This window comes from Candidatus Eisenbacteria bacterium (genome assembly GCA_030017955.1).
Classification (GTDB): domain Bacteria; phylum Eisenbacteria; class RBG-16-71-46; order JASEGR01; family JASEGR01; genus JASEGR01.
In genome coordinates, this window is sequence record JASEGR010000018.1 from 1 (window position 1) to 24417 (window position 24417).

Annotated in this window: 19 protein-coding genes; 2 read left to right on the top strand and 17 right to left on the bottom strand. The window is 49.9% G+C overall.

Annotated elements, in window-relative coordinates:
* The 3 genes from QME66_04140 to QME66_04150 form a co-directional block, all read right to left on the bottom strand.
* Nucleotides 1-290: hypothetical protein (locus tag QME66_04140; GenBank protein ID MDI6808159.1), on the bottom strand; the 290-nt coding region annotated here is incomplete at its 3' end.
* A 14-nt stretch (nt 291-304) separates the two neighbouring features.
* Nucleotides 305-772 (bottom strand): hypothetical protein, encoded by a 468-nt coding sequence (locus tag QME66_04145; protein ID MDI6808160.1) that lies wholly within the window; start codon nt 770-772, stop codon nt 305-307.
* Between the two features lie 447 nt (nt 773-1219).
* Entirely contained in the window at nt 1220-2083 is an 864-nt protein-coding gene (locus QME66_04150) for a hypothetical protein (GenBank protein MDI6808161.1), read from the bottom strand.
* A 120-nt stretch (nt 2084-2203) separates the two neighbouring features.
* Here QME66_04150 and QME66_04155 point away from each other — a divergent pair, with 120 nt between their 5' ends.
* Entirely contained in the window at nt 2204-2662 is a 459-nt protein-coding gene (locus QME66_04155; GenBank protein ID MDI6808162.1) for an HNH endonuclease, read from the top strand.
* 228 nt (nt 2663-2890) lie between these two features.
* Here QME66_04155 and QME66_04160 read toward each other — a convergent pair whose 3' ends face one another.
* The 14 genes from QME66_04160 to QME66_04225 all read right to left on the bottom strand — a co-directional run bounded on the left by QME66_04160 (nt 2891) and on the right by QME66_04225 (nt 22012).
* Entirely contained in the window at nt 2891-4834 is a 1944-nt protein-coding gene (locus tag QME66_04160; protein ID MDI6808163.1) for a hypothetical protein, read from the bottom strand.
* Between the two features lie 516 nt (nt 4835-5350).
* A complete protein-coding gene (locus QME66_04165; protein ID MDI6808164.1) occupies nt 5351-6415 on the bottom strand; it encodes a hypothetical protein in 1065 nt (354 codons plus the stop codon).
* A 72-nt stretch (nt 6416-6487) separates the two neighbouring features.
* A complete protein-coding gene (locus QME66_04170; GenBank protein ID MDI6808165.1) occupies nt 6488-8128 on the bottom strand; it encodes a hypothetical protein in 1641 nt (546 codons plus the stop codon).
* The gene (locus tag QME66_04175) at nt 8106-8396 is read right to left on the bottom strand and encodes a hypothetical protein (GenBank protein MDI6808166.1); all 291 of its coding nucleotides are present in this window, start codon (nt 8394-8396) and stop codon (nt 8106-8108) included. Before QME66_04175 ends, QME66_04170 begins: the two co-directional genes overlap by 23 nt.
* Nucleotides 8396-8923 (bottom strand): hypothetical protein, encoded by a 528-nt coding sequence (locus QME66_04180; GenBank protein ID MDI6808167.1) that lies wholly within the window; start codon nt 8921-8923, stop codon nt 8396-8398. The genes QME66_04175 and QME66_04180 overlap by 1 nt, the downstream gene beginning before the upstream one ends.
* A gap of 30 nt (nt 8924-8953) precedes the next feature.
* Nucleotides 8954-9427: a hypothetical protein gene (locus QME66_04185; protein MDI6808168.1), complete on the bottom strand. Its 474-nt coding sequence runs from the start codon at nt 9425-9427 to the stop codon at nt 8954-8956.
* Between the two features lie 105 nt (nt 9428-9532).
* Complete coding sequence (locus QME66_04190; GenBank protein ID MDI6808169.1) at nt 9533-13348, bottom strand: hypothetical protein; 3816 nt, start codon at nt 13346-13348, stop codon at nt 9533-9535.
* A 177-nt stretch (nt 13349-13525) separates the two neighbouring features.
* Complete coding sequence (locus QME66_04195; GenBank protein MDI6808170.1) at nt 13526-14254, bottom strand: hypothetical protein; 729 nt, start codon at nt 14252-14254, stop codon at nt 13526-13528.
* Between the two features lie 41 nt (nt 14255-14295).
* Entirely contained in the window at nt 14296-15375 is a 1080-nt protein-coding gene (locus tag QME66_04200) for a phage major capsid protein (GenBank protein ID MDI6808171.1), read from the bottom strand.
* A gap of 113 nt (nt 15376-15488) precedes the next feature.
* Nucleotides 15489-16268, bottom strand: coding sequence for a hypothetical protein (locus QME66_04205; protein ID MDI6808172.1), 780 nt, complete (start codon nt 16266-16268; stop codon nt 15489-15491).
* A gap of 193 nt (nt 16269-16461) precedes the next feature.
* Nucleotides 16462-18468, bottom strand: coding sequence for a hypothetical protein (locus QME66_04210; protein MDI6808173.1), 2007 nt, complete (start codon nt 18466-18468; stop codon nt 16462-16464).
* 333 nt (nt 18469-18801) lie between these two features.
* Nucleotides 18802-21069, bottom strand: coding sequence for a hypothetical protein (locus QME66_04215; protein ID MDI6808174.1), 2268 nt, complete (start codon nt 21067-21069; stop codon nt 18802-18804).
* A gap of 245 nt (nt 21070-21314) precedes the next feature.
* Nucleotides 21315-21734, bottom strand: coding sequence for a hypothetical protein (locus tag QME66_04220; protein MDI6808175.1), 420 nt, complete (start codon nt 21732-21734; stop codon nt 21315-21317).
* Nucleotides 21722-22012, bottom strand: coding sequence for a hypothetical protein (locus tag QME66_04225; GenBank protein MDI6808176.1), 291 nt, complete (start codon nt 22010-22012; stop codon nt 21722-21724). Before QME66_04225 ends, QME66_04220 begins: the two co-directional genes overlap by 13 nt.
* 1563 nt (nt 22013-23575) lie before the next feature.
* Between QME66_04225 and QME66_04230 the strand changes: the two genes are divergently transcribed.
* Nucleotides 23576-23983 (top strand): hypothetical protein, encoded by a 408-nt coding sequence (locus QME66_04230; protein ID MDI6808177.1) that lies wholly within the window; start codon nt 23576-23578, stop codon nt 23981-23983.
* Nucleotides 23984-24417: the final 434 nt, after the last annotated feature.

Sequence of the window (24417 nt, forward strand, 5' to 3'; positions counted from 1 at the left end):
CGCTCAACCGTCCAAGTCCCCGATCCTCCTGTCGTCGCCTTGTAAATCCTCCCCCCATCTCCGTAGGCCCAGAGGTTTGTATCGTGAGGCGTCCCCATGACCATCCATTTGACAAGATCAACCACCACCGTCCCACTCACCTTCGCTGTTGTTGGCTGGATAGTCACCTGGCCAGGATCACCAAAGATATTGAGCTTCTCTAAGAATGAGGAAGCTCCTCTCAAGCCTTCCTTCTCAGCTTCAGAAATGCCCCCGAAAAAGCTACGTTGTCGAAGAATCTTACGCGCCATAGGATCACCGAAGCTTAGGTTGCACTCGTTGGGAAGTACCCTGGGGTTGCTCGCTTGAACCGACTGAATCGGTTGCGTGGTCTGGCCACTGATCCAGAGGTCTTGGTTGCGTGACGAATCTTGCCTAGTTCGAGCTGCTTCATAAAGAGGTCTTCATATTCCTTCTTCGCCCGCTCATCTCGCTTAGAGCTAAAGTAATGCCAGACAGCGTAGTAGACAGGGAGAATCTGGAGATCCTCGGGTAGTCCAAAGGCTTCAGCAATGGTGTAGGCTGCTCCCGTTGCCGTTGCTCCCTCGTAGACGTTCTCAAGCACGACGACAGTTGTTGAAGTGAATGAAGCAATCCGGTACCAAGTTGGCTCGGTGTTGACCTTGAAGTATCGCCCAACCATCGCGGCTGTGAAGGTTGTTCCTGTCCCAGTTACTGTCGCTGATCCATTCGTAACCAATACCGTTCCCGTCGTGTAGGCATCAATCGACATATCCTTGTCGTTGGCGGCATAGGCAATCGTAATTGTGCGATTGTTCGATGTCGGCGTCGGATAGAATCCAATTTCAGCTCCTGAAACGCCGAATCCAGGACGGATGAAGAAGCCATCGGGATACTCAGAGGTTTGACTCGTTGTGCTATTGAGGATGTCCCAGGTCTCTTGATCCTCAATCTCTGGGACAGGGTAGGCAATGCCTCCAACGGTAATCGTGACCGAGCGAAGGTAGAGATAGTCTGGTGGAAGTTGGTAGTACTGCCGAGATGCGACGGTGTTAGCAGTTCGAGTCAGTTCAATAACCGGACGGTCTAACTCGGTTAGAACGTAATGATAGCCGACGTTTCCTAATCTCTTGAAGAACGTTAAGGAACCCGACGAAGCATCATTCGTAAGGTCTTGGCAGGTTGTCTGAAAATCATCAAAGGTTAGCGTATAACCTCCTCAGTTTAGCTGGCCGATGGCAACCCACTGATAAGCATATTGGATACTCGCTTGGAGATTGGTTGCGTCACCTCTCTGAACTGTAGCAACAAATGATGTGGTTCCGATACTACTGGCTGTCGCAAAGACATTCTCAGTATACGCTGTTGCGGGAGTTGCAGTTGAGGATCGTCCACCAGTAGCACTAATAACCACGAATGGTGTGGTTGAGAATGTGATACCAAAGGTAACTGTTTCTGACATGAACACTGCGGGGCTGCCCGGAGTATCGACCCGGCCCCATCCTGTCAGAATGACTGTGTTACTCTGATAGCTCGTTGCGGTGTTCTCATCAATGAGAGCGGCAATCTTCACAAAACTACTCGCCCCTGGTGTCAACGTGATATGGCTAGTGTTTGTAATCGAGGCGATGACGGGAGCAGTGAGCGTTTTGTTCGTGAGTGTCTGTGTAGCAGCAAGGGTTACAACCGTCCCCGTCGTTGATGGGAAGGTGAAAGTTGTCCCATCCGTACCATCAAAAGTCAGAGTATTACTGACTGAGAGTGTCTTCGAGTTCGTGAGCGTGAGTGTCCCCGTTGTCGTTGTAATAGTCAGGCCATCATAGGTTTTCCCACTAATCGCCGTCGGTAGATCGGCATTGGTAATTGCTCCAAAGGCTGAGGCACCGGCACCAGTTCCTCGAAGCACAGTCCCAGAGATTGCCGTGGATGATCCAGTCCCAAGTTTTGTCTCAATCGCCTCAACGGCATCATTGAGATTCGTCATCACCGCAGCCACACCAATCCCACCAGCTGCGGTACCAAGTACGTCAGCAGCAGCTGGATCAGCGAGAGCATCGAGTGCGCCAGGGTAAAGTGTGGACAAGTTGACTCCTTTGAACTTATGATACACTATCTTTCTTTGACGATTGTCGTGACCGCAAACACGCTAGTCGCCTATACCCATCTTTTTGCGGAGATGGGTATTTGGGAGATGGGTATTTGTATGAAGAGAATCCTACTTACCAGAGATCAGTTCTCTCTTGTTGATGGTGAGGATTTTGAGTGGTTAAGCCAATGGAAGTGGCATTACAGCCAATGTGGCTATGCGGTAAGAAGTGTCTATAAGGGGAATCCAGCAACAATTCCCATGCATCGAATGATATTACAGACACCACGAGGTCACGATACTGACCATGTTAATGGCAACAAGCTCGATAATCAACGCAGGAATCTACGGGTTGCTACTCGTTCTCAGAATATGATGAACGCTAAGAAACGAGCTGACAATACCTCTGGCTATAAAGGAGTTTCTTGGTTTAGAGAAACAAGAAAGTGGTGTGCAAAGATACAGATTGATGGACGAAGTTATAATCTTGGATATGCCGATACACGAGAAGAGGCATTTTTGATCTACTCGAGAAGAGCAAAAGAGTTATTTGGAGAATTCTCTAGGCTAAATTAAAGTCCAATCAGTCGCAGATTTTGTGATTAGTGTATAGTCCGTTACATTCTTGCTAGGTACCGAATAGTCCGTTTCGTTCTTCGAATCAAAGAAATGAGTTCCAGCAGCATACCCGATCAATGTTACTGTCGTAGAATTGAGCGCAACTGTCGTCGAATTAAGCCTCGTAGCGGCATCGTAGGTGTCATTCCCAATCCAGTGGGTAGTGCTCTTGGCCACTACTTCTCCTCAGCCTGCGTAATACGAGCAGGCGATCTTACCTTGCTTATCATTCAATGATTGTCGAGCCTTTCCTAAAACCACCCGCATATCGTTGCCGTCATACCGCATTGCATAACCTGGGGTATTGGAAGTACAGAGGAAATCTCCAATCGAGATTGGCCCGCCCTCATTCGTCACAAGCACAATCCCTGAACCAAGTGAGAGCACAAGGATGTCGCCATCACGATCATGTCCGCCAAAAACACCGTAGACCGCTTTATCTTCCTTCTTCGATGAGATGGCACACTTCGGGAGATGATTAGTTACTTCATCTGGCCAGCTTGCCATTTCATCAGTGGAAACAAGAACAGTTCCAGGTTCCAAGGTACTTGTGTAGACCTTAACTGGCGTCTCAACGATGAACTCCCGATCCTCTCGTTCACCTGAGCCGTCTTCTTTGTCTACCCGTCTCGTAACAGTCTTCCGTGAGACAGTCTCAATCTGCGTTTTTTGAATGGCATCGCACTGGCTCCAGTGGGAACCCGTGAAGGTGTTGTAAGCAAGGACTCCCAGAACAGCCGTTCCCGCGATTGATCCTTCCGATCCAGTGGAACTTTGAAAGTCAATAAAGACATCAGCAGCCGTGATATTCGCTTGAGCGGTGTTGATTTTAACAATGCCAACGGTGGCGTTATCACCGGCCTGGAAATGGAATACGTTAGACGGTGAAGCCCCGACGCCGAAGTTCCCATCAAAGAAGACTGTACCGACTGATTCAAGTCGGAGGGTATCTGCTGCACTTCGATAGAGGATGAACTCATCAGCAACACTATTTGGATCAGTTGACCAGCCGATGCCAAATGAATCGTCACAACGTAGGGTCTGAGCTGGACCGAAAGCTGAGTTTGCTGCCGCCGTCCAACGCAATAATCCATCACTGGAGAAAGAACAAGTACCTGCCACAACTTGCCAAAAGCCGGTATTGGTATCACCTGCGAATGTTAGACTGGGTGTCGTCAAAGCTCCGACGGCATGAGCCAGTTGCCCAGTCATCGTGAGGACGCCAGACGAATGAGTCAGGGTGAGATTGCTATTGGCAAAATTGATCACTCCACCAGAAGCGAGGAACAGATCGGACCATTCAGCAGTTGAAGCAACACCGAGAGCAAAGCCATCATTTGTCGAAGGTGAAGCTCGCCCTGCAAAGAACACATCATCGCCAGAAGGGTCTATCGTCAAATCACCAGATGAGGATGTAGTCAAATCGGCATAGTTGACTGCACTTCCGTCACTATCGTTGTAAGTGAGCCGAAGGTTAAGGCCGGTCGCATGATTGATTTCGAGAGCACGGTCAGGGGCAGTAGTCATAATCCCTACGAGACCAGTCCCTATTACTCTCATCTGCTCAGTGATCCCAGCTCCAGAAAAATTACCAAATCTCAATGAGTAATTATTGTCAGTACCGCGAACGTTAGAAACTCTTGCAGTTGGAGTTGCTCCTGAATCGAACGAATTGAAGACGATAGCGGTCCCCGATCCGTTGGTACTACCCCCAACATTGACGAGAGAAATATCATCAATCACTGATCCGGCGGTTGTCGAGGTAATCTCCAATGGGATACTTGCATCAGCAGCCGCTCCTAAACCAAGTCTTCCGAATTGAGGAGTAGCTGCTGTGTGGATGTCCTGTGGCGTTGAGAGCACAACCGTCGAATTGGCCCCGTTGTCGGTGACGGTAACTTGATTCGCAGTACCAGTTAATGCCCGCTCAGCGGAGAGACCAGCTGTATTGCCTATTGTCACGAACGGTTCTGTCGTTGCAACGCCAGTTCCAGTCGCAGCAATGGCAATATCCTGACCGGTTTGGGTCAGAGTTATGTTGGTCCCCTCGGAAATTGTAACGTCACCAGAGAGACCGGTTGAACCGTTCTTGGCAAAAGTCTTAACTCGTTTAGGAAAAACTACACTCATACAAAGCTCCAACTTCGGCCGACCCTAATCTTACTGATCGCCGAAGGTTGAACGCCAAACCTTTTGGCTAATTCTCTTCCGGCAATTCCCGAGAATAATCCCTGACGAATTGATCTTACGTCGGATTCTCGCATTTTCGCATTGGGATGTTTCTCTCCCTTCAATGAATGTCCATGATGAACCATATCAAGGGAATTCTCTTTCGGCATTCCCCAGCGAAGATTCTCTACTCTATTATCGAATGGGTCTCCGTTGATGTGACAGACGTAGGGAAGATTCTGAGGATTCTCTATAAAGGTCATCGCTACTAAGCGATGCACTGGGATATTGTGTCTTTTCCCACTTCTCATCAAAAGGACCCTGTGGTACCTATGAGCACTCGGACGAAGTTGACGTTTCTCACTTACTATGAATGGTGCTCTACCGTTGAGAGAACGTGAAGAAAAAACCTTACCATCGGTAGTAACGAAATATCCTGGGAAATCAATTAGTGGTTTAATCTGATACATAATTGCCTCATTTGAACATGATAACGGTGGACTGTTCTGATGCTGTGGCAGCCGTAAAACTGTCCTTGACGGTTGACACCCCGAAGGCAATACCCGTCGAGAAATTCGCACCAGCTGGGCCAAAGAAGTCAGTCCCGATCACGATCTGATCCCCGCCTGAGATAAGGAAAGTATAAAGAGGCGTCGCTCCGCCTGCCGGCGTAGTTGCCGTATTGTGCAGTTGGATAAACCTGTCAGCGGTGTTTTCATTCTGGCACCACAGGGAAAAAACATTGCCGGCGGAACTTTTCACATTCGCTGTGGCATTGGCTCCGAGATCGGCAAATCTGGTGTAGGCATAGGTTGAAGCAGATGGGACAGTCTGGATCACCTTAATAGCGTCTAAGGTATCGTCCATAACGGAATCGGCATTGGAAGTTTCCAGGGCTGCGAGGATTGCCCGTTTCTCTGTCATGGCAAATGCGCCAGCATCATTATCGTCAACCGCGTCTCGGACAGTTCGATAGGTTCCAGCAGCCGGAGTAATACCGGTCGTTCCGACCGTGAAGCCGGAATCATCGGTCATGGAGGTACCACCACCTCCAACAGCGCCAGCTACTGCTTTCGTCGTTGGGCCACCCGCAATATCAGAGTGAAGACTGATGGTAGCCGTCCCACTGGTGAAAGCACTCGCCCGAACCCGAATCGACTGAATACCGCCGACATGGCCATGAAATTGACCATTTGAAGTAGTCGATTGGACCGATGTAGCGCCATTCGTCGGGAAGACATCGAGCGCCTGATAATTCGTGCCGTCAATGGTACATTCAAAGGCCAATGTTGCGACCCACGTCCCCGTCACCTGAATACCGACTGCACCATATCCACCAGTATTGAGTGTGACCGCACCATCAAGAGCAGTAATCGTGCCGCTACCAGTCAACTCAGTAACCGCTGAAATGGTGCCGGTACTACTTACAAGAAGACGACTTGTCGTCGGATCAACAACAAGATTAGTCGGAGTTAGGTTGGCGTCATTGGTGACTGCCAACAGGGTTGTAACGTAATTGCTATCGCGTCTTGCCTGGGCCACGATCTATCTCCTGTCAAAAAGGCTCACGAATAGTTCGGGAGCCTCTATGGACTTCTTACTAAGAGTATATCACTACAATAGGTTTTTTTGACGAGCCTCAGCGAATGCTTGCTTGAGGGTTTGTTCACGATCAGCGAGACGCTTCTCACGAAGATCGAGTGTGAGTTTCCGAATGTCAGTGGCCCGCCGCCTTGCCTCGACCTCCCTTTCTCGTTGACCAATCTCATGGACCAGAAGACGATGATCCTCAATGACAGAAGCACTCCGAGCTAAGAGCTTGCGACGATCATCCTTGAGCCCTGCATGTTCTTGAGTCATGGCATCAACGAGTGCTTTCCTCGTTTGTTCAAGTTCCTCAACCGATGACTTCTTCGATGAAAGAGCTGCCAACGTCGAATCGACATCCTGGAGGCGGCGGGCAAGAAGCGTTTGTTTGCCCTCAACATCCTTCGATGACTGTTCGTAGAATGCACGTTGATCCTTGAGCAGTATTTGTTCTTCTACCACTATCGTTCTCTCATCATCCACCGCTCTGGCTGCCTGATCGGCATACAGACGCTTCTCGGCTACCTGGATTTCCTGATTCCTCAGCTTCTCCCAGTCAGCCTCGATCTTGCCCCGTTCCTTGATTAGTCGGTCATAAATAACTCCAGAAGCATCTGCTCTCGTCTTTCGAGATGCCTTCTCCTTGATGCGCATCTCACGTTCGAGCTTCTTGGCAGCGACTAATCTCTGTTCTGACTCCAGCAAGAGGACAGCGTATTCCTTGCGAATCTTGAGGAGTTCTTGCGCTATAGCTTGGTCTACCCGATGATTTTTCTCCTGGTACTGCTGTCGTTGTCCGTGCGCTTCCTGCTCAATGATCTTCGCTGAGGCGAAGGCTGCCATTGCTTCTTGGTAGAGTCGTTTCGCATCACCCAAGGAACCTTGCCCACTCTGGCGGATCATCTTCGCCGAAGTCAGCGTATCAGTGACAGAGTTCTTAAGCTTGAGTACCAAAGATTGATACCGATTGTGTGCGGCAACTGCCGCTTGTTCCTTCTGTTGAGATGACGCAAAGAGGCGTTGGGCCTCAATCGAGGATGCTTCGGCTTTCGCAGTCAATTCAGCAATCGTTGATGCTTTCCTTGCCAATTCCTTCTCTATCTCCTGCAAGGACTGTTCCCGTTCCTCAATCTCATGCGACTGCTGCAGTGCATCAATGAAGGATCGTGAGACCTCATCACGCTCTGCTTCCAGGAGAGATAGTTGACTAAAGAGATTCTGGCGCTCTTCCTCCACTGACTGTTCCCGAATCATCAGGGCTTGATCTCTCTTGGATGTCACCTCTTCTGATTGAGATCGTTCTGCCCGTACTTTCTCTAATTCAGCCTGGGCAAACTGACTGAGTGATTGACGAGTCTCCTTGGACAGTTGGTGTGCGGCAGTTGCCTCTTTGAGAGCTTCCCGCTGAATCTCGACGAAGGTTTTGGCTGATCGAGAGGCCTCTCTCGTTGCCCGTTCCTGCTTAGAAAGTAGATACTGCTCATCAACAAGACGCTGATCTAACAGCGTCTTGCGTGATTCAAGGGCAGCAACCTCATCTGTCAGTGACCGCTTCCTCTGACTCAGATCAGCGATCTCCTTGCTCAGATGCTGGCGGCGGGTGAGTAACTCTTGCGTAACCGATCGAAGTGCCGCGAGTGGTATCTCAGTTGGTTTCGGGCTCTCCATCCGTAGCTACCTCTGGAGATTCTGCCGATGGTTCTTCTGTCTTCGTTTCTTCCGCTGGCTTATCGTCTACCGTCAGTTCATTCTTAGCGATGTTGTATGAAAGGTTGCTCTTCTCCATATCAATCCCAAGCCTGGGGATAACTTTTTGCACGATGTAACTTTGGATCACATCATTCAGTGCCTGTGATTGAACCGCCAGCAACTCATTCGCTGCATTGCGAATGCTGAGAAATTCCTGCTCTTCCTTAGAGAATGTAAACTTCGTCATTAGACCTCCTGGATGATGGCAGCAAGCTCTTTCTTCGTCTCGCCGCCGGTTAACTTTAGTCCTTTACCTTTCGCAATCTTGAAGAGTTCATTCCGCTTGTATCGTAACTCAAGTGGCATTGAATTCAAGTCATCTCCGCTCGGAAGCCCTGGGTTGAGCTTATTGACTGTCTGGGATGCCTTATCTGCATCAGAGCGGAGATCTTCCATAAAATGGTCTTCTACTCGTAGAAGAATCTCCCCCATCACTCGATCTCGCTCACGATCATCCCGGATCACAAAGTCATTCTTTTCTTTTATCCCTTTAATGGAAAGGATATGGTCTGTGAGGTGTTTCGCGTAGTGATTGGCAACAAACCGAGGTAGTCGCCGTGTCTCGCCAGGTTTAATCCGGTAAGGATTCTTCTCGTACCGAACCTCGAAGTAATCCTTGTGGTTGTACCCCATCTCTGGGTCTATGATCTCACAGTCCAAGTCAATGTTCGCTACGACAATGGTATCGAGCTGATGGCCATCAGATTGTTCCATTGGGCCTCCTTCGGGCCTCTCAAATACTGGTTATACATTGACCACATTACCATCACCTGAAAGAGCACGCCAGAGGCAAATGTAGTAAATCTGTCCGGCGGTAATATCTGCCGTCCCAACAGTTTCGATAATGTCTGCGCCGTTCACGATGATGAATGACCCCGGAAGGTTGGCGAGCGTATCACCGACACTCGGCGTTGCATCAAACCAGATTTCTCCGGCATCAATATCGGTTGCGGTCGTTAAAGCAATCAAGATAGCGGTGTTATTGGCAATGCCGACTGAGAGCGTCCCGGCGCCAGCCGAGACAAGATCGGTTGTGCACACGCCAAAAATACGGACCAATACCTCGCCTGTGACCGTAAAGAGCGTTAGAGGATCACTCGTTCCACCATCATCACCCCGAGCATTGGCCGTACCCCCATTGAACACAGCGGGAGTTGCCTTGGCAACACTGAAGGAATCAAGAGCGGTGTATGGATGGAAGTTTGGGTCACGAAGCATGATGGTTCCACTGTAGCTTACTCAGGTGGTAAGTGCTAGGCACCCGGTAGAAGCAAAGCTCGTTGCTCTGTGGATGCCTAGCTGCTCACATCCCGAAGTACAGATTTACGCTACAACCAGATACCGCCAGCTTGGTGTCGCCGCATACGTACCACCCCCTGCGACAGTAATAGTAAATGTCGTTGCCGATGTCGCACTGACGTAGAATGCGGTATTTGGCATGGAAGCCGCAGCATTCGTCGGCATCAGAATTACAGCTTTTGGCGCAGTCGTGTATGTCTTATTGAATGTCACATCAAGGACTGTTGCACCCGTCGAAGTACCTGTTGTCGTAATCACCCCACAAGTATCCGATCCACCCGCGGTAATAGCGGCCGCGGTAATACCGTTAGCAGTCGTAACTGCGATCGTCGGAGCAGTTGCTCCGACCGTTGAGTGAATGTGGCCATTCGCGCCGACGCCGAAAACTTCACCGGCTGCGTCATGCGCCGAGTAGTAGCGACCCGTGGTTAGAGTAGCGGCTGTTGCCCGAGCTTCATTAACAACACCGGTCACAGTTGCCAAGCCACTCGCTTGAGAGACAATGCCTGTAATCGCTCCAGAAGCTGTTGCCTTAAAGACAACTGCTCCGTCTGCAGAAGCTGAGGCAACTTCGGCAATAATACCTGTCGGTGAAGTAACACCCGTGTGATCAACCCGTAAGAGCCGACCGGCACCGGTGATAGCGGTTGCAGAAGAAGAAATAACTACCCCGATACCCGAGGTCAAACCGTTGCCATTGACTCTCAGTAACCCAGCCGCTGTTGTTGCGCTATTCGCAGTTAGGGTGAGTAGATTACCAGTCGTGGCCATAACACCAGTTCCAGAAATAAGCATACCGGTACCAGTTGTCAGAATGTTGTCGAGACGAACAAGTGTTCCAGCCGTTGAACCGCTTGATCGAAGGTCAAGGAGGACACCATTTGTGGCTCCACCAGTATCTACCGAAGACGAAGTAACCCGAACTAGAGAGCCACCATCGGCAATAACCGAGGTGGTATGCGCCATATTGAGGCCAATGCCTGTTGTCAGTCCAGCAGTCGTACCAAAGTCCAAAACCGTACCAGTCGAAAGAGCGGCAGCAGTCAGACCAAGAAGTACCGTCTCGTCGTTAGCCGAAGTCGCAAATTCATTAAGTGTCCCCGAGGTAGTAGTTAGACCAGTATGATTGCTGTATAGTAAGCGTCCTGCACCAGTTATCGCGGTTGCAGTGGAGGCAAGATGAACGCCGATACCAGTTGTAAGCGCATTCAGGTCGCTCGCATCAACAGCTTTCCCAGTCGTCAGAGCTGTTCCAACAAGGTCAAGAGCGATTGCGCCAACTGCGTTCTGGGTAATCTCGATGCCATCACCTGTCCCATCCACATCCATGACCACTTCGATACCAATCGCTGTATCGGTAAGCGTACCGGCTGTCTGCGTCGCAACATTCTCAATCCGCAGGACAGAACCCGTCGAGGTTGTTGTACCACCAGCGCCATTCTGGACCGAAGTCCGAATGAGCGAGAGCATATCGTAGTCGTGAGCTGTCGTACCGGCCACTCGAGTATCAGTTAGACTGACAGCTACTGAGGCGGCATTGCCAGTTTTGGCACCAATCGAAGAACCAGAAGCGGTGAAGTCAACGTTGAGCAGCTCACCGGAAGTAAGGGCTGTGCCGGTTCCTGAGATAGCGACCGCATTACCAGTGGTCAAACCATTCTGACCAGTTACGTCGAGCACCGTTCCAGTTGTAAGAGCCGCCGCTGTCAATTTAAGGACGACCGTCTCATCATTGGCCGATGAAGCGAACTCGTTTAGTGTGCCGGAAGTGGTTGTCAGACCCGTGTGATTCGAATAGAGGAGTCTCCCTGCTCCCGTAATAGCAGTTGCCGTCGAAGCCAGATGGACACCGATACCGCTCGTCAAAGCGTTCAGGTCTGAAAGATCAACACCTTTACCTGTGGTCGTCGCCGTTCCAACAATATCAATCGCTGTCGCACCCACAGCATTGTGGGTCAGTTCAATCCCTGCGGCAGTCCCATCAACATCCATGACGATCTCAATACCTTTGACAGTATCGGTCAGCGTCCCAGCCGTCTGGGTGGCAACATTTTCAATCTTCAGGATTGCACCAGCGGCGGTCATCGTGCCACCGGCACCAGTTGTTACATTCGTTCGTTTTAGGGAAAGCACATCGTAGTCATCAGCAGTCGTACCTGCAAGTCGAGATTCAGTCCGTGAAGAAGCGATCTCAACCAATTCTGCGCTGCGATTTCCTAAGATATTCGCACTTTCTGTGGTTGTCACTTCAAGAAGATTAGCAGAAGTAATTGCCGATGAGGTTGAGGCAAGAGAAAGACCCTTCCCGGTTGTTAGAGCATTCAGATCACTCGCATCAATCGCGGTTCCTGTCGTCATTGCCACGCCGGAAACATCGAGGACAACTCCCGCTGCCAATAAACCAGTTCCATTTACACGCAAAACGACCGTTTCATCACTCGCGTTCGAGACAAACTCGCTTAATACGCCCGATGTTGATGTAGAGCCACTATGGTTGACATAGAGCATTCTCCCAGCACCAGTAATCGCTGTTGCACCCGAAGAAAGACTGACACCAACACCGGTTGTTAAGCCATCAAAGCCAGTTGCATCCAGTCCAATCCCAGAGGTGAGAGAGGTCGCGCTCAGCTTCAGCAAAACCGTTTCATCATTCGCAGAAGTTCTAAACTCATTGAGCGTGCCAGAGGTGGTCGTTGCTCCCGTGTGATCCGAGTAGAAGATTCGACCTGCTCCAGTAATGACTGTCCCTGCCGAGTCCAAGTGAACAAGAACACCCGACGTGTGCGTGATGCCTGTGGCATCCACATGGATCGCCTTTCCGGTGGTAATGGCATCCAGATCGGACATATCAATGCCCTTACCCGTTGTCATGGCTACTGCTGAAATGTCAAGAGCAACACCGGAAGCTAACAGATCAGAAGCTGTAACCTTAAAGATCGTTGTTTCATCATTCGCCGCCGAGGCGATCTCAGCAATAATTCCAGAAGTGCTCGTTACACCAGTGTGATCGACTCGGAGTAAACGGCCCGCGCCAGTGATTGCCGTCGCTGAAGAACTAATCACCGCACCGATACCTGAAGTGAGACCATTGGCGTTGACACGAAGTAGACCAGCGGCGGTGGTGGCACTATTTCCCGTCAGAGTCAGAAGATTTCCTGTCGTGGTCATAATGCCAGTACCAATAATGCTCATAGCCGTCCCAGTCGTCAGGATGTTTCCCATCCGTACAACTGTCCCAGCTAACTGACCAGTTGAGCCAATATCCAAGATCGTTCCGTTCGTCGCACCACCCGTGTCAACCGAAGACGAAGAGAGGCGAACAAGCGATCCTGTATCAGCGATCACCGAAGTCGTGTGGGCCATCCTGAGCCCAACACCAGTCGTCAGCCCCTCAACCGCACCAAAGTCCAAAGCCGTTCCCGTCGTGAGTGAAGCCGCTGTCAGGGCGAGAAGAATACTCTCATCGTTGGCAGCTGTCTTAAATTCGTTGAGAGTTCCAGATGTCGTGGTTACGCCCGTGTGATCAGAGAGAAAGACACGACCCGCACCAGTGATGACTGTTCCAGCTGAGTCGAGGTGAACGAGAATACCACTTGTATGGGTTATCCCAGTCGCATCGACGTGAATCGCTTTCCCAGTCGTCACTGCATCAAGGTCAGATAAGTCAATGCCCTTGCCAGTGGTGAGGGCCGTACTGACAATATCGAGAGAATTACCAGTCGTCGCACCTGAAAGAATCCGCAGAGCTCCCGTCCCTTTCGGGTCGAGATCAAGACCAACATTCGTGTCATCGCCTTGAGCCGAAAGAATGACTGGATCGCCAGTCGCCGAGTTAGTCAAGCGAAGATAGTTGACCGCTGAAGCCGTCCCATCCCATTCAATGAGTTCGTTACCATTCTGATCGACCATGTCGGTCAGATCGACCACTATATCAAGACTGGCCCCTTGCTTAACGGCCGGATCGTAGTCAGAGAGTTTTAATACCATAATATCTGCCTTTCATTGATTACGACGGAATTAGGCGATGTCGAGATAGACGGGTCGGTATTCAGTATCCACACCATTGATAAGTGCTCGACCAACCCAATACTGAGTAATCGGAGCAGTTACATCGGTCTGATCCGTCACTGATCCAGCGACTGAACCAGCCATGAGCGGTGCAGCCTGTGAAGTCGTCCCCTGAGAAAGAACCGATGCGATACCTTTTGTCTGAACCCATCCAAAGTCACCAATGGCGATCGCAATGAGTGGAACACCAGCAGGTTTCACTGTAGTGCTAACACCCTCTACAACCCCGTTGTAGCTGTTGTGAACCAGAGTCGCTTCAGAGTTTGCCGTCAGTGCCGTCGCAATCGGATCAAAGAGTGTCACTGTGAAAGCCACTGAAGCGGTAATCGCTGGGTGACTCTTGATCTTGTACGTCTGACCTTCGCCATCAACATCATTGATGCAGAGATACCCTTCCGCATAGATGTTCGCCGCGCCACCAGTTGCACCTGGAGTCACGGTGACTAGAAACGTACCGGCCGTAGCCGCCGCACAGGCCATGTTGACATGGTTAGCAATCGGGACTGGAGCAGTTGACAGTTTGCCCGCTGCAAGAGCAGCTGCACCTGCCTTAACGTACCGAAACTCTCGTCCATCGGCCAGACGGACCGTTTCACCAAAATTGTGCGTCGGTTCGGCCTCAGTCCGAGTGTAGAATGCGTCACCATCCATGATGACTGCAGTTGATTCCAGTTTCATTGAAGCCTCCTAATAGGGCTAGTTAGTAAAGTAAGCAGTAGTTACACAGTGGTTACACCAGTCAACCGGCCATGTCGTCGTGGTTGACCAGAAACGATATTGCCCATGAGAATCAGATCGCCGATTCCACCAAACTGATTGGTCGGGGCTCGGAAACCACTCCATCCAAAGCCACTGAAGTTGTCCATTGGAGCCTTATCATAGACACCATCGATGGTCCCGCTTGAGAGAGAGACTGAGTTGTAGCCAAAGGTTCCCTTCACATCAACACCGTACCAGTGCAGATAGTTCTCATTGAGCATCCAAACTGTCTGAGCCGTTGACTTCTCATCTCGAACCCATGGGATACCCTTGTACGAAAGAGCCACAAAACCATGCTTCCCAACCAGACCTTCTCGGGTCGTGAGGCCACCCTTCATACCGACGAGTGGCATACCAGTCTCCTGGTAGCTGTGTCGGAGGGTTGGAGTCAGAAGCTGCTCATAAAGATCAAAGACCGTCTCATTCGAGATGATAATCGTTGGAGTCGTCCCACTCATGCTCCCGCTGGAAACTGCCGAGTAGAGCGTTGCAAGTCGAGCCAACGTCAATGTTCCACCAGAGGCAGTTCGAGTTGCATTCAGCACGGGAAAGGTTGTTCGTGAGAGACCACCATAGGTAACAACATCCGTGCCATCATCGACAGCCGCTCCAAGACCAAGCAGGTCTTTATTCGTGTTCCCCGTTCCATCGCCGTAGACCTGATCGCCGATTTCATCAATCAGCTCTTGCTGTCCTTCCTCAAAGGCTTCCTTCACCATGTCAATCACCTGAGATTCAGTGATCTTGTTCACCGCGACTTCCATACCAGAGAGAGCGATTGGTTGGCGCACACCACGCACGTCAAACGAGAGCCGCTGCTTGGTATCAAAGACCGCAGCAGTGAACGTATCCAGACCAGCGAATGAACTTGCTGTCCCAGAGTTTGAGACCTTCACCGGGATGCGAAGTGTCTCACCCTTCCATTTCTTCGCATTTCCCATCAACCGAGCCACCAGTACATTCGATCCAAGCACAGAATCCACAACCTTCGGCAAGATCACATCCTGAGTGAGTGCCGTTACCCGAGCACTGAATGTCATACTACCTCCAACTTTATGATGAATGAATAAAAAACACGAGAAGCCACAACGGACTTCTCGTGAGTCTCTGTACACATTGAGTGTAAATCAACTTTTCTGGTTGTCAAATCTACTCAGCGATAGTCTTCGATAAGCTGATCGAGATTCTTTTCATGTAACTCTGTATATGATGGACCGCTTCGACCTCGATTGCCAATCATCCCTTGGTTCACAGGAGCTGAGGCTCCTTCATGCTCGGCATCAGATTTGACCCACTTCCGACCAACGTAGTCCCAGTCGTAGCCAGCTTCTTTTGTTCGGTTGAATGAATCAGCCACAGCCACAAGATTGGATGTTTCAAGTGAGAGTGCATAGGTGAGAAGTTTTCGACGAGTAACCCGACCAGCATCATCAGCAGCATCAGAGACAACCTTGGGAATAATTCCTGATGACTCTAACTGAGAAAGTTGAGAGTCGAGATGGTCATCAACCTGCTTTTGAACCGCCTTCTGTTCTTTCTCGGACTGTTCTTTGACGGTAAACTCTTGATGACGAAGTTCCTCGTACTGCTTAGATGCCAACTTTTTTGTTCGTTCATCTAACTCTTCCCACGTCTTCGGAATATCAGTTGTGTCAACTGGCGTGTCAACTGGCGTGTCAACTGGTAATGTCTCATCCGGCTGAGAGAATTTTTCACTGAAGGTAGAGAACTGTTCGGACTGACTTTTCACTAATTCTTGCAGCTCAGATAGAGTTTTTTCCATCTTGGCATAACGATCGTCAGACTCATCCTTTGGCTGTTCATCAACAGCCGGCTGTGTTTCTGTCTGTTCCTCATCCATTGGTTTTTCCACAACCCCAAAATCTACCACCGATGGATCATCCACTGGTTGAGCACCTTTACCTTTCGCCATAAGAACTCCTCTTTGGGATTACTATTCGTGAGATCGTTCTTCCATCCGTTTTCTCATCATTGACTTCATATCTGGCCGTGGAGGAATCCGGGCTCCAGCCTTCCGAGCTTGTGATAACGAGATGGCCACCTTCTGCTTGCGAGACATTCCCGGCTTCTCTTTCTTCAAAACTCGCATCGTCTTCCCTATATTCTTAGTATACGGCAGTGGCATTCTGACCTCCTTGCTGTGGTGCACCAAGATTGATTCTCGAAGCAACATCTCTCAATCCGGCAATATACGATTGAACAGCCTGCTTCATTTCCGGCGGTTGCTGGTCAAAGGCCGGTGAATTAACGAATCGGAAGAAAGTCTGGAGATACTCTTCATCGACTCTTTTCGGTGTCGGAATCTGACCAGTCACCGTAATCGTTTGAATATCTTTCTCAGCTGTCTGTGTCCCATCAGTATCAGTCAGCTCCAATGAGGCTTCGTAAGACTGGAATTGATCGAGTTCACCCCTTTTGAAGGCAAGGAGACGACGAGCGCGTTCTTTAGGGTTATCCACACCCATTTCTTCGTAGAGAGTAAATGGATCAATGATCTGTGCATTGGCCATCTGAAGTGCGTCAGAACGTCGGGTCTGCTTGTCAGTCGAAGAAGCATCTACCGTCACTATGAGTCCATCTTCTATCATGTCTCGCTGCATCTCCACGTCAATAATTTCACCTTCTTTGCCCAGTTCACGAACGTAGTGAGCCTTCTTATAGTTGAGTTTCATCAACTGGGTCGCCCAGTTTGCCATCTCTCTGACAACTCGATCAACAACCGTGGCAGAAATATCGTCAGCCATCGTCAGATCGCCTTCACGAGTGACTTGTTTGCTAACACCACTACTCTCAGCTCGAACCTCACCACGAGTTGTCCCATGAGTCGCAAACTTTGAGTCAATTTGGCCTCGATTTCCAATTAAATCTTGAAAAAGAATCGGGTTTGGTGGTTGCCCAACAATTTGCGTGACAGCATCACCAACTTTTTCAGCAGTTTTAAGCCAAATATACTCTTTTGGATCACTAGAAAGACGAGTCACTTCAGATTTTTCAATGTAACGACCAGAGAAGATCAACCTCGGTACAGCATAGTCGGCAATTTCAGTAATCTGCATCCCACGACGATTCACAGCCTTCTGGAGTGGGATTGACTGCTCAACAGGGCTTGTGGCGTCGATTGGTCCATTCCCAAGCGTGACATGAGAGAAGAAAATGTATGGTTTTCGCGGTCTCTCAAAGTGATTTCGATAAAAAGGTTCAATGGCAGTTTGCTCTCCCATTTCATTGACCGTTGGGACATCCAGAACGCGGGTTGCCCCTTCCCAATCATAATAAGGGTTCTTCATCTTATCTAAGATGATATTTTGGTACTTCCAGGACACCCCTTCAATCAATTTCCCATCGCGGCCGTAGAAACTGAACCAAACTTCCTGGTAGCGAATCTTCGAGGCCAAATCAGTCGGATTTTGACCATTCTTCTTTGCTTGACCGAGGATTTCATTCCGTTTCCCAGGAAACTTCTTCAAAACGACTGCTAACGGTTCATCGCACCACTCAATGATGAACTCCATCTCATCGGCAGTGAAACCAGTTTCAGGAATGACGGCGGTTGGATCAACCAACATCCGGTAGGGATGAACGATCTTGAAGCCAAAGTCTCCATGCTCTCCCCGATTCTTGTCCCAGAAGGCTTTGACCGCTCCCTGGAAGTACAGATGGTTGTGGCGGAGTCCATGCTTCACCAAACGACGAATTTCATCGTTTTTGAGCTTGGTATTGAGGACTTTCTGGACTTTCCGAGCATTTTCTCGACTTTTTAATGATTCTGAGGTCGTTCCAGTCAAAATATCCGGGACTCTGCCCGATGCAATCGAAATTCTGGTCTCAGTATCCTGAAAAATAATGTTATCCACATAGGCTAATTCATGATCCTCAAGATCGCCTTCGTTGATTTGATCGCCACGCCAAAATTCTTCATTGATCTTGCGTCTCTCAACCAATTTGAGCTTCTTAATGTGACGATCGGCCTCAGCAGTCTTCCCATTAATAAGTCGAACGAGATCATCGTCCTCGATGGGAATAGCAAATGATCCCGCATCGGAGACAAGCTGCTCCTTCTGCTCTTCTTCTGCATCCATGGGCTGAGGAATGATACCAAGCGTGTCTTCCATACCGTCCTTCTATAGAGAGAGAGCTTACCTCACGTAGTAACGAGCCTGACAAATACCAATCTTGTCAATGATAGGTCGCCCAAAGTGATCCATCCCCCGTTTCTGGGTAATCACTCCCTTGCATTGGATGACAATCGGGAGTTCTGCTGAAGCTGAAATGGTGGTGTTTTCTCCAGGTAACATAACCCGGATGTCATCGTAGTATTCAAACACAGTCTTTCCACATAAGGAACAGTGGAACCGCTTCAACTGAGGCTCCTCAATTCGAGTGAGCCATATAGAGATTGGCGGTTTATGAACAGGAATTGAGGTTGTCATCATGCTCATAGCATATCACTTATTTTGAATATCACGTCTATTCCGAATAGCACGTCGGACCGAAGCATCAACAAACTGAGCAATGCTGGGAAAGAGCGGATCACCATCCTCATTGATTGACCAAGTTGGATTGAGTGGAACTCCTTGATGACGAATTGAAATACCAGTTGATCCAGACGGATCTTGCTGACCAAAGGAAACGAGGGCAAGGGTTAAAGCATCGTAGAAGTGATCTTCTCCAGAGGAATCCAAATCTTCGAGATCAGTCTCACTATATATTAAGGAAGGGATGGTACGAGCACCATTACGAATCTCTTTACTGAAGAGAAGGTACGGACTCTCGTCAGCATGATTGGCTAGGTACCGATGGAGAATGGCTTTACGCTGGTGGCGCATTCCCCGAGAGAGCGTATTACCACGGACTAAGGGCCGAATGTTAAAACGTTGGAATGTTTCAGCCACAGAATCCCAGCCTCCCTGCTTTGAGTAACAGTCATGAGGGAGAACGAAACCTTGAACGGATTCATGTTCTAAGATCCGAGCTAACTCTCTTGCCCACTCTTCAGGATCTTTCTTGGATTGGTAAAGTTCCCGGTAGACGAAAGCATGGCCGGTTGGAGCGAAAGCAACCCAAACGGCACAACCAGGATCGTTGTATCCCCAGTCGAAACCAACGACTCGACGACATTGGTCAATGGGGTAGTCGAAGCTATCAACAATGTAGCGTTCCCCCATGCCCCACTCGGGGAATGCCTGACCTTCAAAGATATTCCAGTCACCGTCAAGGAAGGCCTTGCGTTGCTGTTCGGGGAGATCCTCAAGGATTTTTACATATTCTGGGTTCGCCTGCATGATGACCGGGTTGTCGTAGACCTTGGCTGGGACAAATCGGTGGTCCTCCTTGGCTTGGTCAATGAACTCCCCCTTCACCCACATATGACCAACACCCCCAGGGTTTGCCCCTAAGAACATCTGGGTTTTCACCTTGGGGTTGATAGTTCGGATACAAGAGCGAAGAATGTCAAACTGAAACCGAGTATTTCCTGTAACGAATACGCGACCCTTGTACCGAGCGAAGAATGCGTGGTGAGGCTCAACGACAATACACCAAACCGATCCTCGGTATGGAACGTGGCGAATATCAGAACGTCGTACTTCAACAGATAGACGACTTCGGCGGCTCACGCTCAGTCGATATACTGGGTACTTACCATTGGCGAGGGCATAACCAGCAGTTGCTACGTATCCAAGATGAATGGCAATGATTTGTAGATCATCACGCAGTCCCTCATTTGCAAGACCAATAGACCAACCACCACTCCTCGTCCGATACCCATCTCCGGCCATGAACGCATCCCAGAATATCTTGAGCTGACGACGGCTGAGGCCAAATATCCATCGAGGAATACGTTTCTGGTACGTATCACCCATAGGTTTCAGTTCTTCGTAGAGTTGACGACTGTAAATAAGATACGAGCCTTCAGTTCGGTACGACCATCGCCAAGGCAATCGCTCAAAGAGCGATCTCAATGAGGGCTGATCCTTTGTTTGTCGAATCGAAATACGCCCTGACGATCCATTCGTTCGAGTAAATGCACAGCCCTCCGATAGATACCATCCCAAGAACTCAAGCCAATCATCGACTGGGATTGACTGAATGCTATTCTGATTTTCCCCGATCCCTCTCCCTGATACTGGAGAAAAATCATACGAATCGTGCTCTACCCCCTCCCAGACTCCGCTTCGGACGTGCCACGAAAACGAGGAAAGTGAATCAGCCCGACAGAACGACCACTCACCACCTTTCTGTTTTTCAATCACCATCCGGTGATTTGGTGTGACAGAAAAGGCAATCCCTTTGCGTTGGTACAGCTCAAAGAGACCACTTCGAGAAGGAAAGTCGTGAACCTCAGAGATCGGATGGTACTCAATTTGGTATGACGGTGAGAGCGTTGCAGTCTTTATACCTGATTTAAGCGTACTAATTTTCTGCCATCCGTGTTCAGTGAGAACTTCAGTATTAGGGTGAAGACAAAACTGCGTTGCTTCGTCAATGGCAATATCATCGTACTCAGTTCCAGCGTACGAGTAAGCATCAGATTCGTACTGACAGGCGCCAAGTTCTAAGACAGATCCATTCGGAAAGTTGAAGGTATTTTCCTGACGAGCAAATCGGACACCCCAAGATTTCGGGATTTCCTGAAGAAGTTTATCGATATGCGTTCTTCGTAACTCTGGGTGAGTTCGACGAAGGAGAAGTCCTCGGGACTTTGCGTGTTTCAAGCGGCGGAGAATCTGCTTCCAACGTAAGCTCCATGACTTCCCACCCCCCTTGGCCTAAGCGCCCCCGTAGAGTACGAATCTTTCCGTTGCACCGAAAAACTCAAGTTGACGTTCACTCGGCTTCAACTCAAACTTCGGGGTTTTCTTATGTATTCGATCGAGAGGACTCTGCGAGGGCATTGGGCAATCACCTACTTTCGAGGGATATGTACGAAGTTCACTTGAACATACAACACAGAATTTCGTCATGTCCACGATTCCCAAGACTTAGAATCAACACCGGCAATGTTAATCTGGATCGCATTGATGGTCTTCTCCTCATCACCCTCAACGAGTTTCCCAAGCCGGTCGATGTACTTGACGGTCTCTAAGCGAATCTTGTGGTCGGGAACGTAGTCCTCCCCCTCTAGTTTCGTTGCCGCCACCGCTTCGGCCAATACCTTCGCTCGGTGACGCAAGTCAACTCCCTCAGACTGCTCGATTTGAGCCAAGTAGGCCGTCCGTCGCTCCTGGACTTCATGGAAGTAGTCTCTCACCCATCGAGAAGCCGTTCCACGATCCTTCACGGTCGTTCCCTTGATTGCTTCCTTGAGAGACTTCCCTTCAGCGACTCGTTGCAGCACGGTCGCTCGTGTCCGAGTGTATCGCTTGGCTACTGCGCCCATGGGCCTCCTAATCCGTAGAGAATCTCGGGTTTGGCTGTAAACATCGTGAAGAGACGGTGGAACTCAGACAAGGAGTGGAACTCAAACTCATTCTTCACATCATGCTGGAACTCGATCGTACAGAGACCGCTACATCGTGGTTTCTCCTTAAGAAACCCCCTCACCTTCTTGAGAAAGGTCGTCTTCTTCATTCTCCCACCAAAGCGAACTCCCTCGATCCTGGCCTGGAAGTTCAGCGAGTAGATCTTACTTCCCCGTATCTTACCCAGTTTGGTCATGCGTCCTCGCTGCGGCTACCCGACACTTTGAAGAACAGAATCGAGCCGTCTTCCGTTGAGCAATGAAGGAAGCACTACACTCTAAGCAGGTACTCATTGGCTCCTGATCCTTAAGCTGTTCCTTCAGCTTCTCGTGTTCGACCCATACCACCCCTTTCTCCTCATCTGGCCAGAGTACCCAGGTTTCTTCCGTCTCTTTCGGAATCGTTCCAAACGTATGGTAACAGTCATTGCACTTAAAGGTACTCTTCCGAAAGTCCTCCTCATTCTGCCATAAACGAGGATGCTTACAGGACGCACACCGACTACAGATTCCCTTCTCTGCTACTACGTTCTTTGGATGGATGTAACAGACCATTGCCACAGGGACTCCTCCCACTATTGAATAGTTACTTAGCGTAACAAACTCTATCCACTACGTCCAGTGACTACGTCCAGTGACCTTAGCTTCAGCTGACGTTTAGCGTAACAACAGTGCTAAAATTAGCGTAACAGTGCCCTATAACCCCCGCCTAGTCCCCTTAGCGTAACACGATAAAATTATAGGAGAATGAACCGAGAATCGCAGTAGCTAACTTCTTCTTGGTACCCCCATCCCCACCCTTTGACTATCCCCCGTGTTACGCTAAGGATTTTACAGGTTCAAACACGCTACAATGCGTCAGGATGCATTCTACTGTTACGCTAAGGACTTTGGTACCAATTGGATATATATTCACTCCTGTTAGAAGACGTGGGACTGCCCCAAGAGCCTCCCTGGTTGCGTCTCTGACGCTTTCGACTGATGGTGTGTTTTGTTCTCTTTTGTCTTCTTTCCCTCCTTGCCTCCAAGAGGTGCACAACCGTCTACCTCTGCGGAGCTATCGGCTACGAGAAAAACAAGCTCGGAGGCGGGGGGGAATCGTCGTCTTCCAACCACTTCCGCGCCGCTCTTGCCTCAGGTGTCAGCCATTGTCGCTCGGTTCGGCTCAGTCGTCGGCGACCGACAGACTCAAGAGGCTCGGGCTTCTGTTCTGGTTCCTCTTTTTTCGTCTCTTGCGGCGGGATCGTCTGAGGTTGAGGGATGGGCGAGGTGTCCGGCCGCAAGCGGTGGAGCGCGTAGAGATAGCCCAGAGTTGTCCCCAGAAGGAATGAGAGCAAGGCAATCATGCTTCCATTCTACAGGTTGGGAGTGGGTATTGACAAGCTGTATCCCATCTGCTACAATGTATTTACCACTGAGGACGTCGTCTACGATTCGCTCGGTGGGTAATACAAATAGGAGGCTTGGCGGGAACTGTTACGGGGTGGCTCATGTACCACCGCCGGCACGCTTCACCGCCAAGCTCTCCGCCTCAAAAGGAAGGACACCATGGAATACCAAGGACTAGCGCGTATAGCCTTCGCAAATCTCACAGATTCAACACCACGACAGGTAGACTTGGAACTGATGAGAATGTGGGGAAGCTATACCGACGACAACGGCCATAACTTCGAGATATGGCAAACAGACCAATCATTCATGTTCAACCTAGGCGATAGGATCATGCCAACGAGCAATATCCGCATCGAGAGGCGGGCACAATGACCAACGACACGGCCAAAGAACAGGCACAAGTACAACTCGAAGCAATCCAGGGATTACTAGCAGCCTACGATCAGGCCAAGGAATCAGGAACGGTTGACCATGACGGGGAAACCTTGACCGTCGACCAATTCGAGGAGCGAGTCCACGAAACACCCCTATGCGTCGAAGTCCGCGGCGGGTGGCATATTCCAGGAGCAGAAAACAAGGACAGTGAGTACACGATTCTACTCTGTACCGGCGGACCGGCGGTTCGGATCATCGGAGACTTGAGCGACGAACCGGAAACTGCGAGGCTTGAGTATCAGGACTGGGGCACGGAGTGGACTGACTACCACCTGACCAAAGAGCAAGAGGAGCAGGTGATAGACTACGCTCGCTTTTTCAATTACGAGGACACGCAATGATCAAAGAGGTACAGAACGAACTCGACGACAGCGCACACGTCCAGTGTGGCACCTGTGGCAAACTCGGTCTACGCTTGGAGTGGGCAAGTATAGACGGCGTGTACTATTGCTCCGAGGATATAGTGGGAAAAATACCAGTCTAGCAAACCTGGGAGCCGTCACTATTTGACGGCTACAGAAGGAGTCACTCATGGAACAGAGAGTCATGGAGGAGGCGGAAGCGCTACGGGTACGGTTGGGGTTCGAAAATGTCGAAGTGTCGGAAAACGTAGGGACGATCACAACACCACTACAATCGACCTATGGAATGAGGACAATTCGGGTGCGTAGCACGGCTCGGCTCCTACGGGATAGCCGGCACCCCTACGCAGCAGATACCCTGGGGCGGCGAGGCAATGAACCAGCCGCCCCTTTACCAAGTCAAAATTAGGAGG

Bases quoted from the DNA above. Each gene is read 5' to 3' on its own strand.
- QME66_04145 (MDI6808160.1), bottom strand. From the start codon at position 772: ATGTCGATTGATGCCTACACGACGGGAACGGTATTGGTTACGAATGGA.
- QME66_04155 (MDI6808162.1), top strand. From the start codon at position 2,204: ATGAAGAGAATCCTACTTACCAGAGATCAGTTCTCTCTTGTTGATGGT.
- QME66_04160 (MDI6808163.1), bottom strand. From the start codon at position 4,834: ATGAGTGTAGTTTTTCCTAAACGAGTTAAGACTTTTGCCAAGAACGGT.
- QME66_04170 (MDI6808165.1), bottom strand. From the start codon at position 8,128: ATGGAGAGCCCGAAACCAACTGAGATACCACTCGCGGCACTTCGATCG.
- QME66_04175 (MDI6808166.1), bottom strand. From the start codon at position 8,396: ATGACGAAGTTTACATTCTCTAAGGAAGAGCAGGAATTTCTCAGCATT.
- QME66_04180 (MDI6808167.1), bottom strand. From the start codon at position 8,923: ATGGAACAATCTGATGGCCATCAGCTCGATACCATTGTCGTAGCGAAC.
- QME66_04185 (MDI6808168.1), bottom strand. From the start codon at position 9,427: ATGCTTCGTGACCCAAACTTCCATCCATACACCGCTCTTGATTCCTTC.
- QME66_04195 (MDI6808170.1), bottom strand. From the start codon at position 14,254: ATGAAACTGGAATCAACTGCAGTCATCATGGATGGTGACGCATTCTAC.
- QME66_04200 (MDI6808171.1), bottom strand. From the start codon at position 15,375: ATGACATTCAGTGCTCGGGTAACGGCACTCACTCAGGATGTGATCTTG.
- QME66_04205 (MDI6808172.1), bottom strand. From the start codon at position 16,268: ATGGCGAAAGGTAAAGGTGCTCAACCAGTGGATGATCCATCGGTGGTA.
- QME66_04210 (MDI6808173.1), bottom strand. From the start codon at position 18,468: ATGGAAGACACGCTTGGTATCATTCCTCAGCCCATGGATGCAGAAGAA.
- QME66_04220 (MDI6808175.1), bottom strand. From the start codon at position 21,734: ATGGGCGCAGTAGCCAAGCGATACACTCGGACACGAGCGACCGTGCTG.
- QME66_04225 (MDI6808176.1), bottom strand. From the start codon at position 22,012: ATGACCAAACTGGGTAAGATACGGGGAAGTAAGATCTACTCGCTGAAC.
- QME66_04230 (MDI6808177.1), top strand. From the start codon at position 23,576: ATGACCAACGACACGGCCAAAGAACAGGCACAAGTACAACTCGAAGCA.